16 protein-coding genes and 1 riboswitch are annotated in these 16,235 nt (G+C 48.3%); of the genes, 7 read left to right on the forward strand and 9 right to left on the reverse strand.

Annotated elements, in window-relative coordinates:
- The 5 genes from G451_RS28580 to G451_RS32570 form a co-directional block, all read right to left on the reverse strand.
- On the reverse strand, positions 1-221 hold a 221-nt coding region (locus G451_RS28580), incomplete at its 3' end, for a transposase (protein ID WP_156921573.1).
- A 71-nt stretch (positions 222-292) separates the two neighbouring features.
- Complete coding sequence (locus G451_RS0109660) at positions 293-1,018, reverse strand: DUF3540 domain-containing protein (protein ID WP_027184100.1); 726 nt, start codon at positions 1,016-1,018, stop codon at positions 293-295.
- Positions 1,019-1,032: 14 nt separating this feature from the next.
- Positions 1,033-1,971, reverse strand: coding sequence for a pentapeptide repeat-containing protein (locus G451_RS0109665; RefSeq protein WP_027184101.1), 939 nt, complete (start codon positions 1,969-1,971; stop codon positions 1,033-1,035).
- A complete protein-coding gene (locus G451_RS0109670; RefSeq protein ID WP_027184102.1) occupies positions 1,955-4,561 on the reverse strand; it encodes a DUF2169 family type VI secretion system accessory protein in 2,607 nt (868 codons plus the stop codon). Before G451_RS0109670 ends, G451_RS0109665 begins: the two co-directional genes overlap by 17 nt.
- A gap of 6 nt (positions 4,562-4,567) precedes the next feature.
- On the reverse strand, positions 4,568-7,294 hold the full coding sequence (locus G451_RS32570) for a type VI secretion system Vgr family protein (protein WP_169727857.1): 2,727 nt from the start codon (positions 7,292-7,294) through the stop codon (positions 4,568-4,570).
- Positions 7,295-7,567: 273 nt separating this feature from the next.
- On the opposite strand from G451_RS32570, the gene G451_RS0109685 reads away from it, so the two are divergent.
- Together G451_RS0109685 and G451_RS0109690 are read left to right on the forward strand one after the other, a co-directional pair.
- Entirely contained in the window at positions 7,568-7,876 is a 309-nt protein-coding gene (locus G451_RS0109685) for a hypothetical protein (RefSeq protein ID WP_027184104.1), read from the forward strand.
- A 72-nt stretch (positions 7,877-7,948) separates the two neighbouring features.
- The gene (locus tag G451_RS0109690; RefSeq protein ID WP_027184105.1) at positions 7,949-8,266 is read left to right on the forward strand and encodes a hypothetical protein; all 318 of its coding nucleotides are present in this window, start codon (positions 7,949-7,951) and stop codon (positions 8,264-8,266) included.
- A 25-nt stretch (positions 8,267-8,291) separates the two neighbouring features.
- On the opposite strand, the gene G451_RS0109695 is transcribed toward G451_RS0109690, so the two are convergent.
- Positions 8,292-8,498: a hypothetical protein gene (locus G451_RS0109695; RefSeq protein WP_027184106.1), complete on the reverse strand. Its 207-nt coding sequence runs from the start codon at positions 8,496-8,498 to the stop codon at positions 8,292-8,294.
- Positions 8,499-8,761: 263 nt separating this feature from the next.
- On the opposite strand from G451_RS0109695, the gene G451_RS0109700 reads away from it, so the two are divergent.
- The 4 genes from G451_RS0109700 (at position 8,762) to G451_RS0109710 (ending at position 12,246) form a co-directional block, all read left to right on the forward strand.
- Positions 8,762-9,247 (forward strand): hypothetical protein, encoded by a 486-nt coding sequence (locus G451_RS0109700; RefSeq protein ID WP_027184107.1) that lies wholly within the window; start codon positions 8,762-8,764, stop codon positions 9,245-9,247.
- Between the two features lie 36 nt (positions 9,248-9,283).
- Positions 9,284-9,487 carry a hypothetical protein gene (locus tag G451_RS34090; RefSeq protein WP_156921574.1) on the forward strand — a complete coding sequence of 68 codons (204 nt, stop codon included), beginning with the start codon at positions 9,284-9,286 and terminating at the stop codon, positions 9,485-9,487.
- Between the two features lie 158 nt (positions 9,488-9,645).
- Positions 9,646-10,881: a NupC/NupG family nucleoside CNT transporter gene (locus tag G451_RS0109705; RefSeq protein ID WP_034641587.1), complete on the forward strand. Its 1,236-nt coding sequence runs from the start codon at positions 9,646-9,648 to the stop codon at positions 10,879-10,881.
- Between the two features lie 177 nt (positions 10,882-11,058).
- On the forward strand, positions 11,059-12,246 hold the full coding sequence (locus tag G451_RS0109710) for a putative sulfate/molybdate transporter (protein WP_027184109.1): 1,188 nt from the start codon (positions 11,059-11,061) through the stop codon (positions 12,244-12,246).
- A 62-nt stretch (positions 12,247-12,308) separates the two neighbouring features.
- Here G451_RS0109710 and G451_RS0109715 read toward each other — a convergent pair whose 3' ends face one another.
- On the reverse strand, positions 12,309-12,827 hold the full coding sequence (locus tag G451_RS0109715) for a DUF6790 family protein (protein WP_211236343.1): 519 nt from the start codon (positions 12,825-12,827) through the stop codon (positions 12,309-12,311).
- A gap of 76 nt (positions 12,828-12,903) precedes the next feature.
- Positions 12,904-12,989, forward strand: a riboswitch (ZMP/ZTP riboswitch).
- 36 nt (positions 12,990-13,025) lie between these two features.
- On the opposite strand from G451_RS0109715, the gene G451_RS0109720 reads away from it, so the two are divergent.
- A complete protein-coding gene (locus tag G451_RS0109720) occupies positions 13,026-14,309 on the forward strand; it encodes a serine hydroxymethyltransferase (RefSeq protein ID WP_027184111.1) in 1,284 nt (427 codons plus the stop codon).
- Positions 14,310-14,353: 44 nt separating this feature from the next.
- Here the strand turns inward: G451_RS0109720 and G451_RS0109725 are convergent, their stop codons facing one another.
- Both G451_RS0109725 and G451_RS32575 read right to left on the reverse strand, forming a co-directional pair.
- Complete coding sequence (locus G451_RS0109725; protein WP_027184112.1) at positions 14,354-14,989, reverse strand: SdpI family protein; 636 nt, start codon at positions 14,987-14,989, stop codon at positions 14,354-14,356.
- A gap of 10 nt (positions 14,990-14,999) precedes the next feature.
- Positions 15,000-16,193, reverse strand: coding sequence for a phosphodiester glycosidase family protein (locus G451_RS32575; protein ID WP_051261338.1), 1,194 nt, complete (start codon positions 16,191-16,193; stop codon positions 15,000-15,002).
- Positions 16,194-16,235: the final 42 nt, after the last annotated feature.

Consider the following 16,235-nt stretch of genomic DNA (forward strand, 5'->3'; position numbering starts at 1 on the left):
CAACGACAAAATCGACGATGTGTATTTTTCCAATCGCCGTAATCGGGTGGAAGATCTCTCCATGGAGCCCCAGTTCGGAGTATCCAGAAAACGGCATTAATGAAAAGCCGATTGTCATGGGCGACACCTCCCCACGTTCCTTTTCTTCCTGGTAAATGAGGTTCGAGCAACTCCCATACCCGGTCAGAAATATCATGTCGTCTATGTGCTGCACTCTTCATTCTGTCTTCTTTTTCCTTTTAGTATCCGATGCCAGGAAAAGAAGAATAAAGCAATCTTGTGACGACACTACCTAGCCCAAATGCACCTTTTCCCCGTCTACGGTCACATCGTCCTCGGCAATGACGGACGCACGCCCTGCGCGGACAAGAAAACGATTACGTATAAATTGCCGTAGACCACCTGCTCGCACAACTTCAGTCTCGACCTCACGTACCGATGTACAAATTTTTTGCGTCAACTCACCGATAACGTTATCCATCGATGCGGCTGTTGTAAGAATTTGACCGGCCTTGGTAGAAAACGAATCGGCCAAGACATGAAATTTCGACGATGCCACCGTGGTCTTCTCGGCCTGGAGTAGCATGTCTGGGGCCTGAAACTGCATCGCCCCTTCTGATTGTATGTGGAGCTTCCCCGGAATGTGGAGTCTGGCTGTATCGCTTGTTTTTTCCAAAACGTGCAGCACAAACACCGCTCCCGGCTTACCATATTCGGGAGCATGAAAAAGAACGAGATCTCCCGGTTCAGGTCGCATTAAACAACCATCTGCTTGACGGGCGTGTATGACAACATTGTTTTCACACTCCACATCCATTTCGTTTCCTTTCCAGCAAAGCACAGCACCACGTCCCATGCCCGTCACCGCGTTGGGGGACGATAATAAGGCGTCTTCCACCTCCACGTTCTGTCCCGACCGTGTCACAACCGTCAGGAGAGGCCGACCAAGCTCCGAGTAAGGAGAGGCGTCTTGCTTCTCGGCCGTACTCTTCATGACGGCTTCAGTTTGATCATTCATAAAATACTCCATGGTCATGCGTCTGGTGTCCACATTTCAGCTTCAGCTAAATCCTTGTCAGTTGTCCGTAGAGAAGAAAAGTCAGCACCTGTCCCGTCAACTGTATCGAGGTGCACGCAATGCATATTCGTCATAAAGAGTTGTGCGCCGTAAAATCGGGCGTTGCTCACGGTTGCATACGAAAAATCGGCAAATGTTAAATTTGCTTGAACAAAATCAACGCCATCACATATGGCATGAGAAAATTGTCCCTGTTCCACATCAGCTCCATGAAAAATGGCTTTGGAAAGCTGTGCTTCACGAAACGTTGCTTGTGGTAAAATACTCTCTGAAAAGTCAGCCTGTTCCACATTGGCACCAATAAAATGTGTATATTTCCCGTGTGCTGAGAGAAATCGTGCCGATGAAAGGTTGGCTCCCGAAAAATTAGCCTGGGTAACATCAAGACCCGATAAATCAGCCTTGGTCATGTCCGCTCGTATGAACATGGCTAAGCGAAGGTCGCAGCCTGAAAACGATTGCCCTGCTACAATAGCATCATGAAGGCATGCCTTCTGCAAAACGGTGTTTTTGAAAATAGCCGTCGAGAGATCGGCACTATCGAGAAGAGTTCGAGTCAAGTCGGCCCCGGTAAAATCCGTGGCATCGAATCGACAATTCAAAAACACTGCCCGAACCAGACTGGCACCATTGAAGTCAGCGCGGCTCAAATCACATCTGCGAAAGTCGGCCTGAAATGTGTCCGCTTGCGCCCAGGAAGACTCGGAACAGTCGCAGTCCGTTATTTCAGCATAACGTATTGTTGTTTGACGAAAGTTGGCTCCACGAAAAACAACGCGTTCCAGAACCACATTCTCAAGATCGAGATTGGACAGATCGATTCCGGAACAATCGCAATCACGAATGGAACCATGAGTACCAAGCGCGGCAAGAAAATCATCTCTCTGCATCATGGAGAAACTGCGGCTTGAAAAAAGTTTTATTGACATTGGCTCCGTCCAAGACCGTTTGATCCAGGACGCATTTATACACATCAGCACCGTACAAATTCGCTTTGACCAAACGACACAAGGTAAACCGTGCTTTACGAAATGAAGCTTTCAAGCCATTGATTTTCGTTAAATCGGCTTCTGTAAAATCCGCTTGATTGAAACGGGCATACCGAGCATCGGCCTTCCGTAATCGAGCTGCGGTCATATCCGTTTTCGAGCAGTCGGCACGATATAGAACGGCCCGCTTCAAATTCGCCCTGCTCATCGTCGTCCCGGCAATTGAGGCCATTGTGAGATTGGCTCGTCGAAAATCGGCTGATGAAAAATCAGTTCCCTGACCAGCTCGCAAGTTTGGCAAGACCGCATCAGCAAACGATGCGCCAGAACAAATTGCTTCATACAGGCGAAGTCTCTCGGCCTGAACATATCGAAAATCAGCAGCAGCACAGTTGCAACCGGTCAGGTCTGCATCATCGAGTATCGCATTGCTAAAGTTGGTGGCTTCGCAATGTGTTCGTGAAAAATCCGCTTTTTTGCCGGAAATATTGCGAGCATCAACCTGCGTAAAGTTGGCTTCAGATACAATTGCGCCATCCAACGATGCTCCAGGCATGCTTGCGGAAGAGAAATCAGCTCCGGTCAAGTCGGATGTGGAGATATCCGCTCCAGTCAAAACAGCCCCAGAAAAGACCGTCTTAGCAGCAAGACACGACGTAAATTGCGCGGACTCGGCATGGGCTTCCTCAAAGTGGGCTTCGTCGAGACGCGCTTCTGTGAAGTTTGCTCCAACAAGTGTCGCTTTGGTAAAGCGACTTTTTTCCAAACGACACCCTGAAAAATCAGCCCCGGACAAGTCCAGTCCGGAAAAATCAAGTCCACGCAAGTCATAGCCATGCAACGTTTGTCCCTTGGCATGCATGGCGAGGACCTGTTCCACTGTCATAGAGGCAGCCTCTTCAATAACACCAGAGCCCTCGGCTTGCTCCGTGACTTTTTCGTCAGCCGCTTCCGGAACGTCCATACTCAATTTCGCACTCAGTGATTTGGCTTCATTCAGAGTTTGCTGCGCTTCTTTGAATTTCGCCTTTGCTTCCGCCGACATAGCAGGATGAGCCATCAATTGCGAGAATAGTTCTTCCATATTGCTTTGCGTAGCGGTGCTACGCTCTAACGCGAACTGCTCAACTTCTTCCGGACGAATACCGAACTTGGTAAAAAAATCTTCAACTTGCTTCGTCACTTTATCGGCTTGTTTTTCCAAATTGCGGAGTGCAACCTTCGGATCGATTTCCTGCTCCGGAGTATATGCTTTCACCAACTCGTCAAAACTCGTCAGCGGTTGCTGTTTTTCAAATTCACGCATTTGCGCCTGCACATCGGCTTCACTCACCCCAATGCGTTGCAACGCCGCCTTCACATCGGCTTCCAATTTTGCCACAGCATCTTTGATTCCCATAAGAGGAGACGTCGTGTCTTCTGGAGGAGATGACGGAGGGGGAGTCGGACGAGGAGATGCAGGGGCAGGTTTCGGTTCTTCTTTTGGAGGAGCTATAATATCGTTCAGCGTTTCCTGATAATGCGCAACAGGCTTGGCCGATTCGCTAAGCGATTCGATTGCAACAAAAACATGCCGTACATCAGAGACTTCTTCATCATGAACTAATGTCAAATTTCTGTACGCGACAATCCCCATTTCATGATCAGGAAAAAGCCATAAGGTGTCCGCTTTACATGGTCGCTCGGAAAAAGACTCTTTATCCTCAATGACGCGATTGAGAAAAAGACGAACCCGGATTTCGGGAAACGACGATTCAATAAGAGGCTTTTCTGCATGCATATTGGAGAGAGCAAACCGCTCATCGCCATCAAAGAATCGTCCCATCCATTGATCTTCAGGAGCCGTCATGCAGTATTGCATGGAAGAACCATGCGGATAGTACGGCCATCGATGAAGAAGCCATTCCTGATCGAAGGGACCAAAAAAACGCGTACGTTGTGGCCAACCAGGCGACAATGCGCGAAACCCATCCTGTGCCCACGATTGCGCAACAGGCCTGAAGGCCTTTCCCACTGGCTGTATGTGAGGCAATGCATATCCGATGTTTCCTTCTGTATCGTGCCCCATTCCCACGGGATTTTCCGGATAGTGAGGTCCCCCGTAAGCCTTTTCCCAGGTGAGCGGCATGGAGGAAAACGGCTCGGGATCACTTGGACGCGTACCAAGCCAGGCACGCTTCCCCCAAACTTCAAGCGTTTTGGTCTTTTCCGCCACCTTCACTTGAACTTCGGCGGCACTCGCCGGTGTTTGAAGGTGACACGATCCATAGACAAGATACTCCGCTTCGGGCTTTGGAAAACTCCAGTCCAACGCTTCACCGGGATTGAGACATGATTGCGCCGTCGGCCACAATACATCTTCGGAATAAATTCTGTTCGGCAATGATTCATCAAAAGCAAATGCGACAAGAATTGTCGACGATAACACCGCACCGCGTTCAGAGTCAAAAATCTTGCTCAAAAACGCCAACGTTTCCGGTTTCAGGACTCTCATGGCATCTTACCCAATCGTAACGAAACCGGCTTCGTTGACTTTAATTGCTCCCCCCACCGACACGGAAGGACTTTTGAGTGTGAGACTGGTATTGGACACTTTTACTGACGATTGTTTGTCCGTGGATTCCAAACTAATTGCCTCCTCATTGAAGGTGGCGCTTGGTCCTTCAGAAACCGACGCACTGATTTTTCTTTCCACAGCATTCATAGAAAAAGATATTCCCAAATCGCTGTCTCCAGCATCCAGTGTGATACCCGTAGGTCCCATGGACAAGGTGTTATCTCCCGTCAACTCTTTAATTTGGAGCGGATGATCAACATTAACTCCATCGATGACCATTGATGCAACCGCTGACGTACTAATATTGACCCCGGTGCTATTCATAACCACCGAGGACTTCGGCGATACAACGGATTCGATACTGGCGGTTCCCACTTCAAGCGTTATTTTTCTATCCATACTTGGGGGAACATTCCGTGCGGTCGCCGTTACCCCGGACGAATTGACGACAACAGAACCTGCCTGTGTCTGTGACATGGCCTTATTGAAATCCTTGCAAATTTTATTTGTAATATTCGCAGCTTCCACAGCGAGACCAGCGCCAAGATACATTGACGTCCCCCCCGCAACCCCTCCAAGAAAAGAAGCTGGCCCATCCTGACTCCATGCGCCGTTCGTCGAAAAACATTCGGTCGCAGCAATACTTCCAACGGAAGCAAACGCAACAGCAGTTGCCATGAGATACATAGCTTTCTTTGCCGATTGCAATATTCCCTCTGCTTCAACAGGGACTCCAGCGGATATCGTCACCGATGTTGGTGCAGAGTGAGTAATCGTTGAGCTCATATCAAGCGTCGAATCACCGAACTCGACAAAGGATCCCTTCGTATAGGTAAACCCCTGACCGAAGTTCAAATTCACCGTAAAGGGACCGATAATATTGCTCGTCGATCCGGCATAAATATAGTTTGTAGCGCCAGCAACAGCTTGTGTATAGGACCCCACGACTCCTTCAACACTACTGCCAAGCACCCAACAGTCATTATCCCCGGTTGTCCATTGCAATAAACTCCCGCCACCACCTTCTTTCACCGAGCCCACGGCAAAACCACTATTATGGTAGGGCGACCAAAGCGTCGCACACTCTTGTCCTTTTGTCTCATTGAACATCAACTGATTATTAGCTGAACTCTTGATTCCACTTAATCGAGAATTGCTATCTTTGATGAAATTCTGTGTTTCCCCGTTATGGACGGCCCCAGAAATATACGGCCGATCCGGATCGGCATTTTCAAATCCAATGAAGACTTCCGTTCCTTTATGCAGCGGGAAATGCATACCATAACTATTTCCGGCATACGGTTGCGCCATACGTAACCAGGAAGAGGCCCTCCCTGGAGGACGCCCAGCCAAATCGAAAGGAAGTCGCACTCTGTACCGTCCCATGGAGTCCAATTCAGGGTAGTCATCCCCGGTTTCAGCATCCACTTTACCGTTGAGTACACCGGAAATTTGGGTCTTCGTTGCCGTTTGTCGCGGTCGAAATTGCCGAGAACCTGGACGGCCCTCAAATTGATTCCGGTAGCCAAGCTCACCATGCAGATTTGCAACCTCTTCCACTCCAGCTGTCATCGGAGACGCGGGTTTCCCTTCATGAGCAACGCTCACCAATAAATACGCGGTGTTGAATGAGGAGTCCGGATGTCTGGATAATGTAAACAACCCACCAGCACGCAAGGGCAAACATCCACTGCGTCCATGACAGACAGTTTTTCCAGATAACAGCTCTTCAGCTCGAACTCGAGCCAGTGCTTGCCCTTGATCAAGCGTTTGAAAATGATCACCATAATGGTAGGTTTTTCCAATGCCATTTGGATCAACTTCAGCTTCGGCGAGGAGTTCCATATCAGGATGCAACGGATTATAATCTTTTAACATAACACGTTGGGGAACGATATGTTCCTCATGAGAAAAAGAAAAAATAGACTTCAATTTTTCATGATCATCCATGCCTGAGGGCTGTCTATAGGGAAAAACCCCATCTCCAAGTGGAACATGGACAATACGTGAGTCTGTGATCACAAGACGTTCACCGGCTTCACTCTCTTCAAAAAAATAATAAAGCCCAAAATGCTCCATCCAACGTGAAATAAAGTTAAAGTGTGTTTCATTATATTGACAGACATACTCCATATTCTCGTACTCTGCCGCCAATCGAAATTCGTAATGTTTGAGATTGCATTCTTCGAAAACGACTTCAAGGATCTGTGGTAATGTTTTATTGAGAAAGATCTGATTATGCTGTGTGAGATCAAGAAGTTTTATTCTGGGAACAAGGGTTGCTTTATAGAACGTCAATGTTTCGACTGTCTGCATTTTTTTGAATGAAAAAAGCACCCCACTATAGGCGTTGGTCCATTCTGCCCAAGAAAGACGAAGGGTTGCTTGGCGTTGAATCATACCTTTCGAAGCCAGTCCAGGATCAGACGACGCACATAAAACATGAAATTCATAAGGAGTAGACAGCGCATCAGTCCCCTTAAATTCAATAACATCCAGCAAAGCATTTTCAGCGTCTTCAATGTGCAATGAAGCCAAAATCGTTGTATTATCCTGCATGACTCGCCCCCGAAAAAAAATGAGAAAAAACGACAACGCAATAGCTTCCTGAAAAAGCAGGGAGTTCATCCTGTTGGTATAATGGAATTGTTGTCTGTGTTCAGATAGCATTTCTCCAAGACTTTGACCACGAAATCTCTCGCAATCTCTGGCAAGTCCTCCTTCTCCATAGTCACGGTAGAGAAGCCTGTCTCTTCCCCTCTTGCCATGAACAACAAATGGACGCATATTGCCAAAAGCATTCCGGTCATTATTTCGAATTCATCGCGATGGCTCGTCGTGCTTAGGATTCGAGAAATGTCTGAGAAAAGCCCATAATGGAGCAGACGACTCCTCAATTTAGCATGCCCCGCTCTTTTTCAACGTCAACCCGGACACGCAATCATGTCATACCGAAGCATTTTGACACGCTTTTCTGTTGGACTTGCCTTTGCCATTTTATGCCTCACCACGCACCCGGCTCTGGCGTTTGAAGTCCAAAACGGTGATACGAAATCGTATATTCTACAAATCAATGAATTCGAACAAGTTCTCGGTCCAGGAGAATCAACATTTGTTCCCTGTTCAAAAGGGTGTCCCGTTACGTTGCTCGACGCCGAAACGAGACGGGGATTGAATCATTACAAAAGCACCCCGGCTGACGATGAGAAACTTATTATTTTTATTAAGGATGGACGTCTTCTCAGAAAATAGGAAGACTTTAGCGAAGAAACATCACACATCGGCCTCAACGTATAGCCAGACACGTATACAGAAGGAGCCCCGATGAAAAAGGTCATGTTGTATTTGACCGTCCTCGTTCTTGCCGGCCTGGCCTATCTGGCTTTGACTCTGCTCGACAACGCATCTCGAAATGATGCCGACGTGACCACTTCCGTCACCGGCATCGACTACACCAATCGAGAGGTCCAAGAATATTTGGCACAAAAACAGCGGGAACTGCGTGGGGACGGCGAGACGCCGTCCTCTCTTTTTTCGTCCGGAAAAGTTGGCAGTCAGCAGAGTTTTTCCGTTGCGCCGATACAATCAGAGAAAACGTTCATTCCGGTTCCACAACATCACTATAAAATCATCGCGAAATGAGAAGTCTAGAGGGATGTGCCAGCGCTCAATCATGTTTCGTGTGGCTGTCCGGTTCCATCTGCATGCACGTCACAAGATAGCCATCGCATGTGGGGCAACGTTCATACCCACATCCGGCAACGTGCAATTGGCCAAACTCAGCACCACAGCCAGGACATGGCTCATCGGCTCCATCATACGGCAAGCGTTCATAGGTTCTCCCATCGAGAACAACTAACTTTTCTTCCTGCACATGCACCTCCTCGTACCAATTTCCGATTCGAAAAGAGCCGTACTTATAGGCACGCTCTTCTCGTTTGGCAATACAGTTATTTTTTTAGCACGTTCCATAACGGTTTACTATCAGGTTTTTCCTGAGAACAAATTATCTCCTGCATCTTCAATGCGTTCCATAGAATGTGTCGAGGTTAAAATATTGACACATCGCTTTCTTCCAGACATAGAATAATTACTGTGTGTTTTGGTACGAGTGGCCTCAACAGAAGAGAGACAGGAATGCGCGTGAGAGTTATTGTTCCCTTCACTATTCTTTTTCTGTGCCTGACAAGTCTATACGCCATAGCTGGAGATATTGAGGATGGTTTTCGGGGCATTGCATGGGGAACACCACTTTCGGACATAAAGCATCTCAATATGAAAAAAGCACCGGGAAATTCAATACCAACCTATATAGCGACAAATGACGACCTCCGGCTTGGCTCTATTCCACTTAAAAGGATACTCTATCGCTTTTCATCGAACGCACGATTCATCGGCGTTGATCTTATTTTTTCATCTGCCGACACAGATGCAGTATACGGTCAAATCTCCATTCTGCTTGGTGACCCCAGTTCAACCGATGCAACTCCTGAAAGCAATACAGCCATCTGGAATTCTCCCATGTTGAAAACGGTATTAACAAGCAATGCAACGCGCGGCGCATTGTCCATTCGGTCAAAATCTGTTGACAGAAATGGACAAAATGACGATTCTTTTTTTTAAGAGTTGTACATGAACATCAAGTATTCGAGGTAACCTATGAGCGATTCCTCCACAGTCACTCACAGCATGTCCGTCGGTGTCGGGAATGGTTTGATGCCGAAAACCAAACTCGCGTTCACCATTAGAACCCCACCAAGTGAAGAGACGTATTCGCCGTATCGCCCTGTTACAGACTTATCTCTGGCCAACACAACGGGATATAACACCATCACCGGGCTTATTGCTAACGTATACGGTTAATATTGTTGAATTCCTTGACAATTTAATTGGTTCTTCTCTAGTTTTGCACCGTTCATTGCGTTCCCCCTTCTGAACGTACCTGTTTCTCTTGCCCGCTGTTTTTTGTGTTGCGGCTTTTCTTTCCTGACCTAACGGTGCAAATCAATGGAGATTCGACCATGCGTGGCTTTCTCGGGCTTGTATTTATTATTGTCGTTGCTTGGCTATTCAGTGAAAACAAGCGTACGCCACCTTGGCGAATTATCGTATCCGGTCTTGCCCTACAATTTACCATTGCACTGCTCATGTTGAAGGCCCCAGGGTTCGAGCAGATTTTTCTTTGGCTCAACAATCTTGTTCACGCCCTGGAAGACGCGACTCGTGCAGGCACCTCTTTTGTCTTTGGCTACATCGGAGGCGGTCCTCTTCCGTTTTCAGAGAATGCTCCAGGGGCAAGTTTTGTCCTTGCATTTCAGGCCTTGCCCTTAGTCCTCATCGTTGGAGCATTGACCTCGCTTCTCTATTATTGGCGCATCTTGCCGATCGTGGTTCGTGGGTTTTCCTTTCTGCTTCGGAGAACAATGGGGATCGGCGGCGCGCTCGGTGTCGGTACGGCTGCAAATATATTTCTTGGCATGATTGAAGCACCGCTCTTGATTAAACCCTATCTCAAAGAACTCACCCGATCCGAACTTTTTGCGCTCATGACCGTCGGGATGACATGTATCGCAGGCACCATGCTCGTGCTCTATGCTTCCGTATTGGAACCGATCATTCCCAATTCCATGGGACAAATTCTCACGGCGTCGGTCATCAGCGCACCCGCAGCGCTGCTCATTGCCGGCGTCTTCGTTCCGGAGAATGCCGTCACGACCCAAGGTGATGTACTCCCGGCGTCTCCAGCACAAGGCCCCATGGATGCTATTGCCAATGGGACATGGGATGGTTTTCAACTTTTTCTCAATATTATTGCCATGCTCATCGTTTTCGTTGCGCTGGTCAAATTGGCCAATATGCTGCTCGCGTTTGCTCCAGACATTGCCGGGGGGCCGATCACATTGGAACGTATTTTCGGTTTTGTTCTCTCACCGGTAGTCTGGCTCATTGGTATCCCCTGGGCGGAATCCCAAACGGCAGGCTCACTCATGGGAACCAAAATCGTATTAAATGAATTTATTGCCTATCAAGACATGGCCAACTTACCTCCAGAAGCTCTGGGAATGAAAAGCCGCCTTATCATGACGTATGCCATGTGCGGCTTTGCCAACTTCGGCAGTCTTGGTATTCTTATTGGCGGGTTAGGTTATCTGTGTCCGGGTCGGCGTCACGAAATAGCGGAACTTGGGATGCGCAGTGTTTTGGCTGGCGTCTTGGCGTGCCTGTCGACCGGTGCTATTGTAGGTATTATTCTCTAATCCCCAAAACTATATTTTTTACAATAGAGCGCGGATCATTTCTGGTTCGCGCTCTATTTTTGGTCTCGCCATTGCGAGATATCGTGTCAGTCTTGCTGTAGACCAATTTTCCGCGTACACCGCACTCTTTCACCCATTAACATTTTCATGATGCCAAACGACGACGTGAGGTACACTATGCAATATCGTTTTGATCGCCTGGAATTCGCCGGGTCACTTGGAGATCTCGGTATTCTTCTTCCCATGGCCGTCGGTATGATTATGGTCAACGGATTGGACCCCATGGGATTGTTTCTCTCTGTTGGCCTGTTTTATATTATTTCAGGAACCTATTTCGGGGTGACCACTCCGGTACAACCCATGAAAGTCGTTGGTTCCTACGCCATTGCGATGGCGTTGCCGGCAAGCGATATTTATGCTGCAGGGCTTACAGTTGGAATTTTATTAACAATTATCGGGGCGACTGGTCTCATGTCGACCATCGCTCGTTTTGTCCATCGCCCTGTTGTTCGTGGCATTCAGCTTTCCACCGGTACGCTCCTCATGACACAGGGAATTCATTTTGTTCTAGGAAATTCTTCGCTTCAGACAAGCCATGAACAAGCTGAACCATTTTTAGCCATCTCCACCCTTGGTCCTCTTCCACTCACCTGGATTTTTGGCGCAGCCGCATTTTGTTTAACGGTTTGGCTCCTCAACAGTCGACGGTTTCCCGCTGGTCTCGCTGTTATCGGATTCGGTATCCTCGCCGGAATTCTATGTGGAGCCAGCATGGATGGACTCGCTTTAGGACTCCACATGCCACATTTTTTACCGGGAGGATTCCCAGGGTGGGCATCATTTGCCACCGCGCTCATCGTACTCGCTATGCCACAACTTCCAATGACCCTTGGCAACGCAGTCATCGCCAATACGGATTTGGCACACGAGTATTTTGGAGATGACGCCTATAAAACAACCAACAAAGCACTTTGTATCAGTATGGGACTGGCCAATATCGGCGGCTTCCTTTTGGGCGGCATGCCGATGTGTCACGGCGCAGGAGGCTTGGCCGCGCATGTCCGGTTTGGCGCACGAACGGCTGGATCGAATATCATGATTGGTGCGATCTTCGTTATCGCTGCCCTTATTCTTGGCGAGGGCGTTCTTGATGCCGCCAGACTTATTCCATTATCAGTTCTCGGCGTCTTACTCCTTTTTGCCGGCAGTCAGCTCAGTTTGACGATTCTTGATGTGAAAAATCGTAAAGATTTGTTCATTACGACATTGATTCTCGGTGTTACGTTGGCATCCAATCTTGCTGTCGGGTTCATTCTCGGTTCAATCATGTGGTATGTCTTGCAAAACAAATCGTTCTCGGTGTGATCAGTCGTTCATCCAACGCAACACCTGTATTGAGTCATGACGTATGGCGCTCCATAGCTTTTTCAACGGCTGCGCGGCATATCAAACCGGGCTGCCAAAAAGAGGAGTGCCAATCCCACAACCGGGATAACAATATCTGTATAAAAGACGGCTCCGGCGTTCCCCGGAGCAAAATTGTGATGGACAATCATATCCTTGATATGTCCTGCAGCCGCCCCAAGCAGAAAACAGGAAGGCCCTAAGATTGCCGCGCAACGAAATGATAAGCTCGCCTTGAAGGCAAGTACCCCGACGAGTCCAAATCCCAGACTTGCTGTCGCCACTTCAAATTGAAAGGGACTTGGTGCCCAACCAATAAAGTGGGCCACCATATCACCATAAAACGCATGAATAACAAAATTATACAAAAAACTTATTCCGATATTCAAAAAAAGAAACCAGGAAAGCGCGATGTCGACAGCCAGTGCCGTGTCAAGCTGACGAAAGCGCATAAGAAGACGAATTAACGTGATTGCCAGCCAACAGAGAAACAACACCAAGGTGTCATTGGCCAGTACAAACCGGATACTCTCTTCAATCATTCTGTTGCCTCCAGGGCACGGGGAGAATTGACATTATGACGCCCTTACCGTTAAATTCACCATTGCTCTTTTAAAATATTTTGCGCGTGACTGGCGAGGCATATGGAATCAACCATAAGGAAGCGCGCAAACCATTCCAAGCCGCTCGCCTGGGCTGCATCATCCCGATGTGAACATCTCAACAAAGGGGACGCGCCCATGCACACCTGTCTTGATCTTTTAGCCCAATCGGATTCATCTTTACAAGAAGCACTTGTCGGAGAAATGCGACGACAGTCGACGGGCATTGAACTCATCCCTTCAGAAAACTACACCTATCCCGAAGTACTCTGCCTGCTTGGCAGCGTGTTCACCAACAAATACGCCGAAGGCTATCCTGGCCGACGCTATTACGGTGGTCAAGAATTCACTGATGTGATCGAAAATATGGCTCGGGAACGGGCGTGTGCGGTGTTCGGAGCCGAACATGCCAATGTGCAGCCGCTTTCCGGCTCCCCCATGAATCAAGCCGTGTATCTCGGTTTGCTCGAGCCTGGCGACACCATCCTGGCTATGGATTTATCACACGGGGGACATTTGACCCACGGTGCCCCGGTCTCTCATATGGGCAAACTGTTTCAATTTATCCGGTATAAGACGGATCCGGCAACAGGCGCCATCGATATGGACGAAGTCATGTCGTTGGCCAAAAAGCACCGGCCCAAGCTCGTCCTTACCGGCTATACGTCATACCCACGCGATATGGACTATGCAGCTTTTAAAGCAGTGGCCGATTCTGTCGGCGCTCTCACGATGACCGATGCTTCGCATTATGCCGGTATGGTGGCCGGTGGAGCCATGATGAACCCATTTGATGCCGGCTTCGATGTCGTCACGACGACATCACACAAATCGTTGCGCGGACCACGTGGTGGTATCATTTTATGCCGCAAGGATTTAGCCGCACGCATCGATAAATCCGTCTTCCCCGGACTTCAAGGCGGACCGCATATGAATGTCATTGCAGCTATTGCATATACTATGAAACGAGCTGCCGAACCGGCATTCCGGGAATATGCCGCTCACGTCGTTTCCAACGCCAAAGCTCTGGCGGCACGACTTATGGAGCTTGGTGCAGACTTAATCACGGGAGGGACCGACAACCATATGCTCGTGATGAATACGCAGACGACCTATGGCATAAACGGCAGAGAGGCCGAAGAAGCTTTGGACGCAGCCGGTATCACTGTCAATAAGCAAATCGTCCCGGACGATCCCAATCCACCGCTTCGTCCCAGCGGAATTCGTGTCGGTACGCCAGCCGCCACGACACGAGGCATGGGCAATAGCGACATGACCCAATTGGCCGACTGGATGCATGAAATTTTGCAACATCCGAACAACACCGGTCGTATTGCTGAAATCAAGCGTGACGTGGAACACTTCTGCGCTCAGTTTCCTGTTCCCGGTATCGACATGACAGATCTCGATTTGAACAGTTAACAAACGAATTACATTGATTGATGGGAAAGACCCGGCTGAGGCTTCTACCGCTTTGGTTGGGTCTTTTCTTTCGTGTGCACACGCCAAGAGTAAACACTTGTCAACGTGAGAAAGCCAAAAATCATGACCATAAATGCGACAATACTCCATTGCGCATCAATAAAAGCCAACCCCAAAGCTGCAAGACCAATCAGACTCAATCCCCAGCCTCCAAGTCGATGCGTCTTTTTCCACGCAACGTTGTCATGCATGATCCAAGGATAGCGTAATCCAAAGCTCGGATTGGGTTCTATACGGGGTATGACCGCACCCACAATAAGGAACAGGCAGCCAACGGCAAATTTAACAACGAAGTTCATATTGATGTGAAAGCCGAGAGCATAAGCGATAAGCGCCCAGGCCAATGCGATGAGAAAGCCAACGACGGCCAGCATTCCGGCCTGCATAGCTTGCGAGAAGGACGTTTTCAAAGATGAAAAAGACAGGGGGCGCACCTTCAGAAAGAACAAAAGCCAGAGAACAACAGGAAGCCCTGTGCATACCCAGACAATGCTTTTGTTGGCAACGCTCACAGCACCGTCTGTTCCAAAGTGGATGGGCAATGTAGCAGGAAGATGGTTATAAACAAAAACTGTCGCGACAAGCGATGCCCATGCGATCATCCCTGCAAGCCAGATCATGTGGGAATACTCATTGGACATTATCCGGTTCAACTTGACCGGCAGGGTTATCAGAAACAGCCGGCCCCGAAAGATCAGTGGGAAGAGCCGGAAGTTCGATGGTCGGCGCATTGCCTGCAACGGGTTCATGCTTTTCCACAACAGCAATCATAGCACCGAATTTATCACCACCAAAAGGAACAGGGTCAAATTCTCGGATAAACATATTAGAAATAACGCCATCAAGATAAAGAGCGCTCCGGCAGCCAAATTTATCTCGAAACATGGTGGCAAACTCATAAAATGAAACCGGTTCATTGGATTTGACGAATACAACGATCTTATCGCCAATAATACCGACGCCGCTTCGTATCTTACGATGCTTAGACCCTTCAGTAAAAAGCGGATTCAACGTCCCATCTTGCAAGAGTAAGGGACCAGACTGCGTTGCAAAGCGAACATGATGCGTCGCGGCGACATGAGGATATTGTTCGGACGCGACAATGCCGGCTCGATTATCCGTAATATAGAACACACCATTCGGCTTCATATAGAAATTGCCGTATCCGTCACCGAGTTCGAGAGGAACGATCTCACGTCCCTCTTCGACATAGAGTCCAACGGGACGAAAATCAGGATTAAAGATGCCTGCATTGGTTGCAAAAACCAATTGATAGCCATGTTGATCCACAAGATGAGACAACGCGGAAAAATTGGAAATATGTTGCCCACTGTCGCCTTTCCAGAAGAGTCGAACATCGGTTTCGTCAATATCAAGAAGAAACGACGTATAGTCTTCACCACCGTAATCAAACAGATCGGCGCCAAGAGCAAAGGCCGAGATCGGTGGTGGATTCGACATTTTGGGTTCAGAAGCAGGCGACATGGAGAAGACAAGAAATGCTGTCACAACGATATTATAAACCAGACTCAAAGCAAGCAGGAGTCCGAGTCGGGTTATACCTGAAGTAGGCTGTGTGACAGGAGAAAGATCGATGATATGACAGCGCACCCCAAGGCCGCTCAAACGGTTGGAAAGAAGTTCTGCATCGTCAAAGGAAAGTGGATATCGTGTCATAACTTGTTTAGGACGAAGACGAGTTTCGACGATAACGTCATTGTTCTCACGGAAATGTTGAAATTCAACAAGAGCATCCTCTCGATTTGCATCTGAAGAAAGCCCAATAAAAACGAGGCCATACCCACTATGGGGACGAGTATTCATAGTGCTGCCGAAAAAACACGAAAAACAGCGTGTGCGACATGG

Origin of the sequence: Desulfovibrio inopinatus DSM 10711 (genome assembly GCF_000429305.1) — a bacterium.
Classification (GTDB): Bacteria; Desulfobacterota; Desulfovibrionia; order Desulfovibrionales; family Desulfovibrionaceae; genus Alteridesulfovibrio; species Alteridesulfovibrio inopinatus.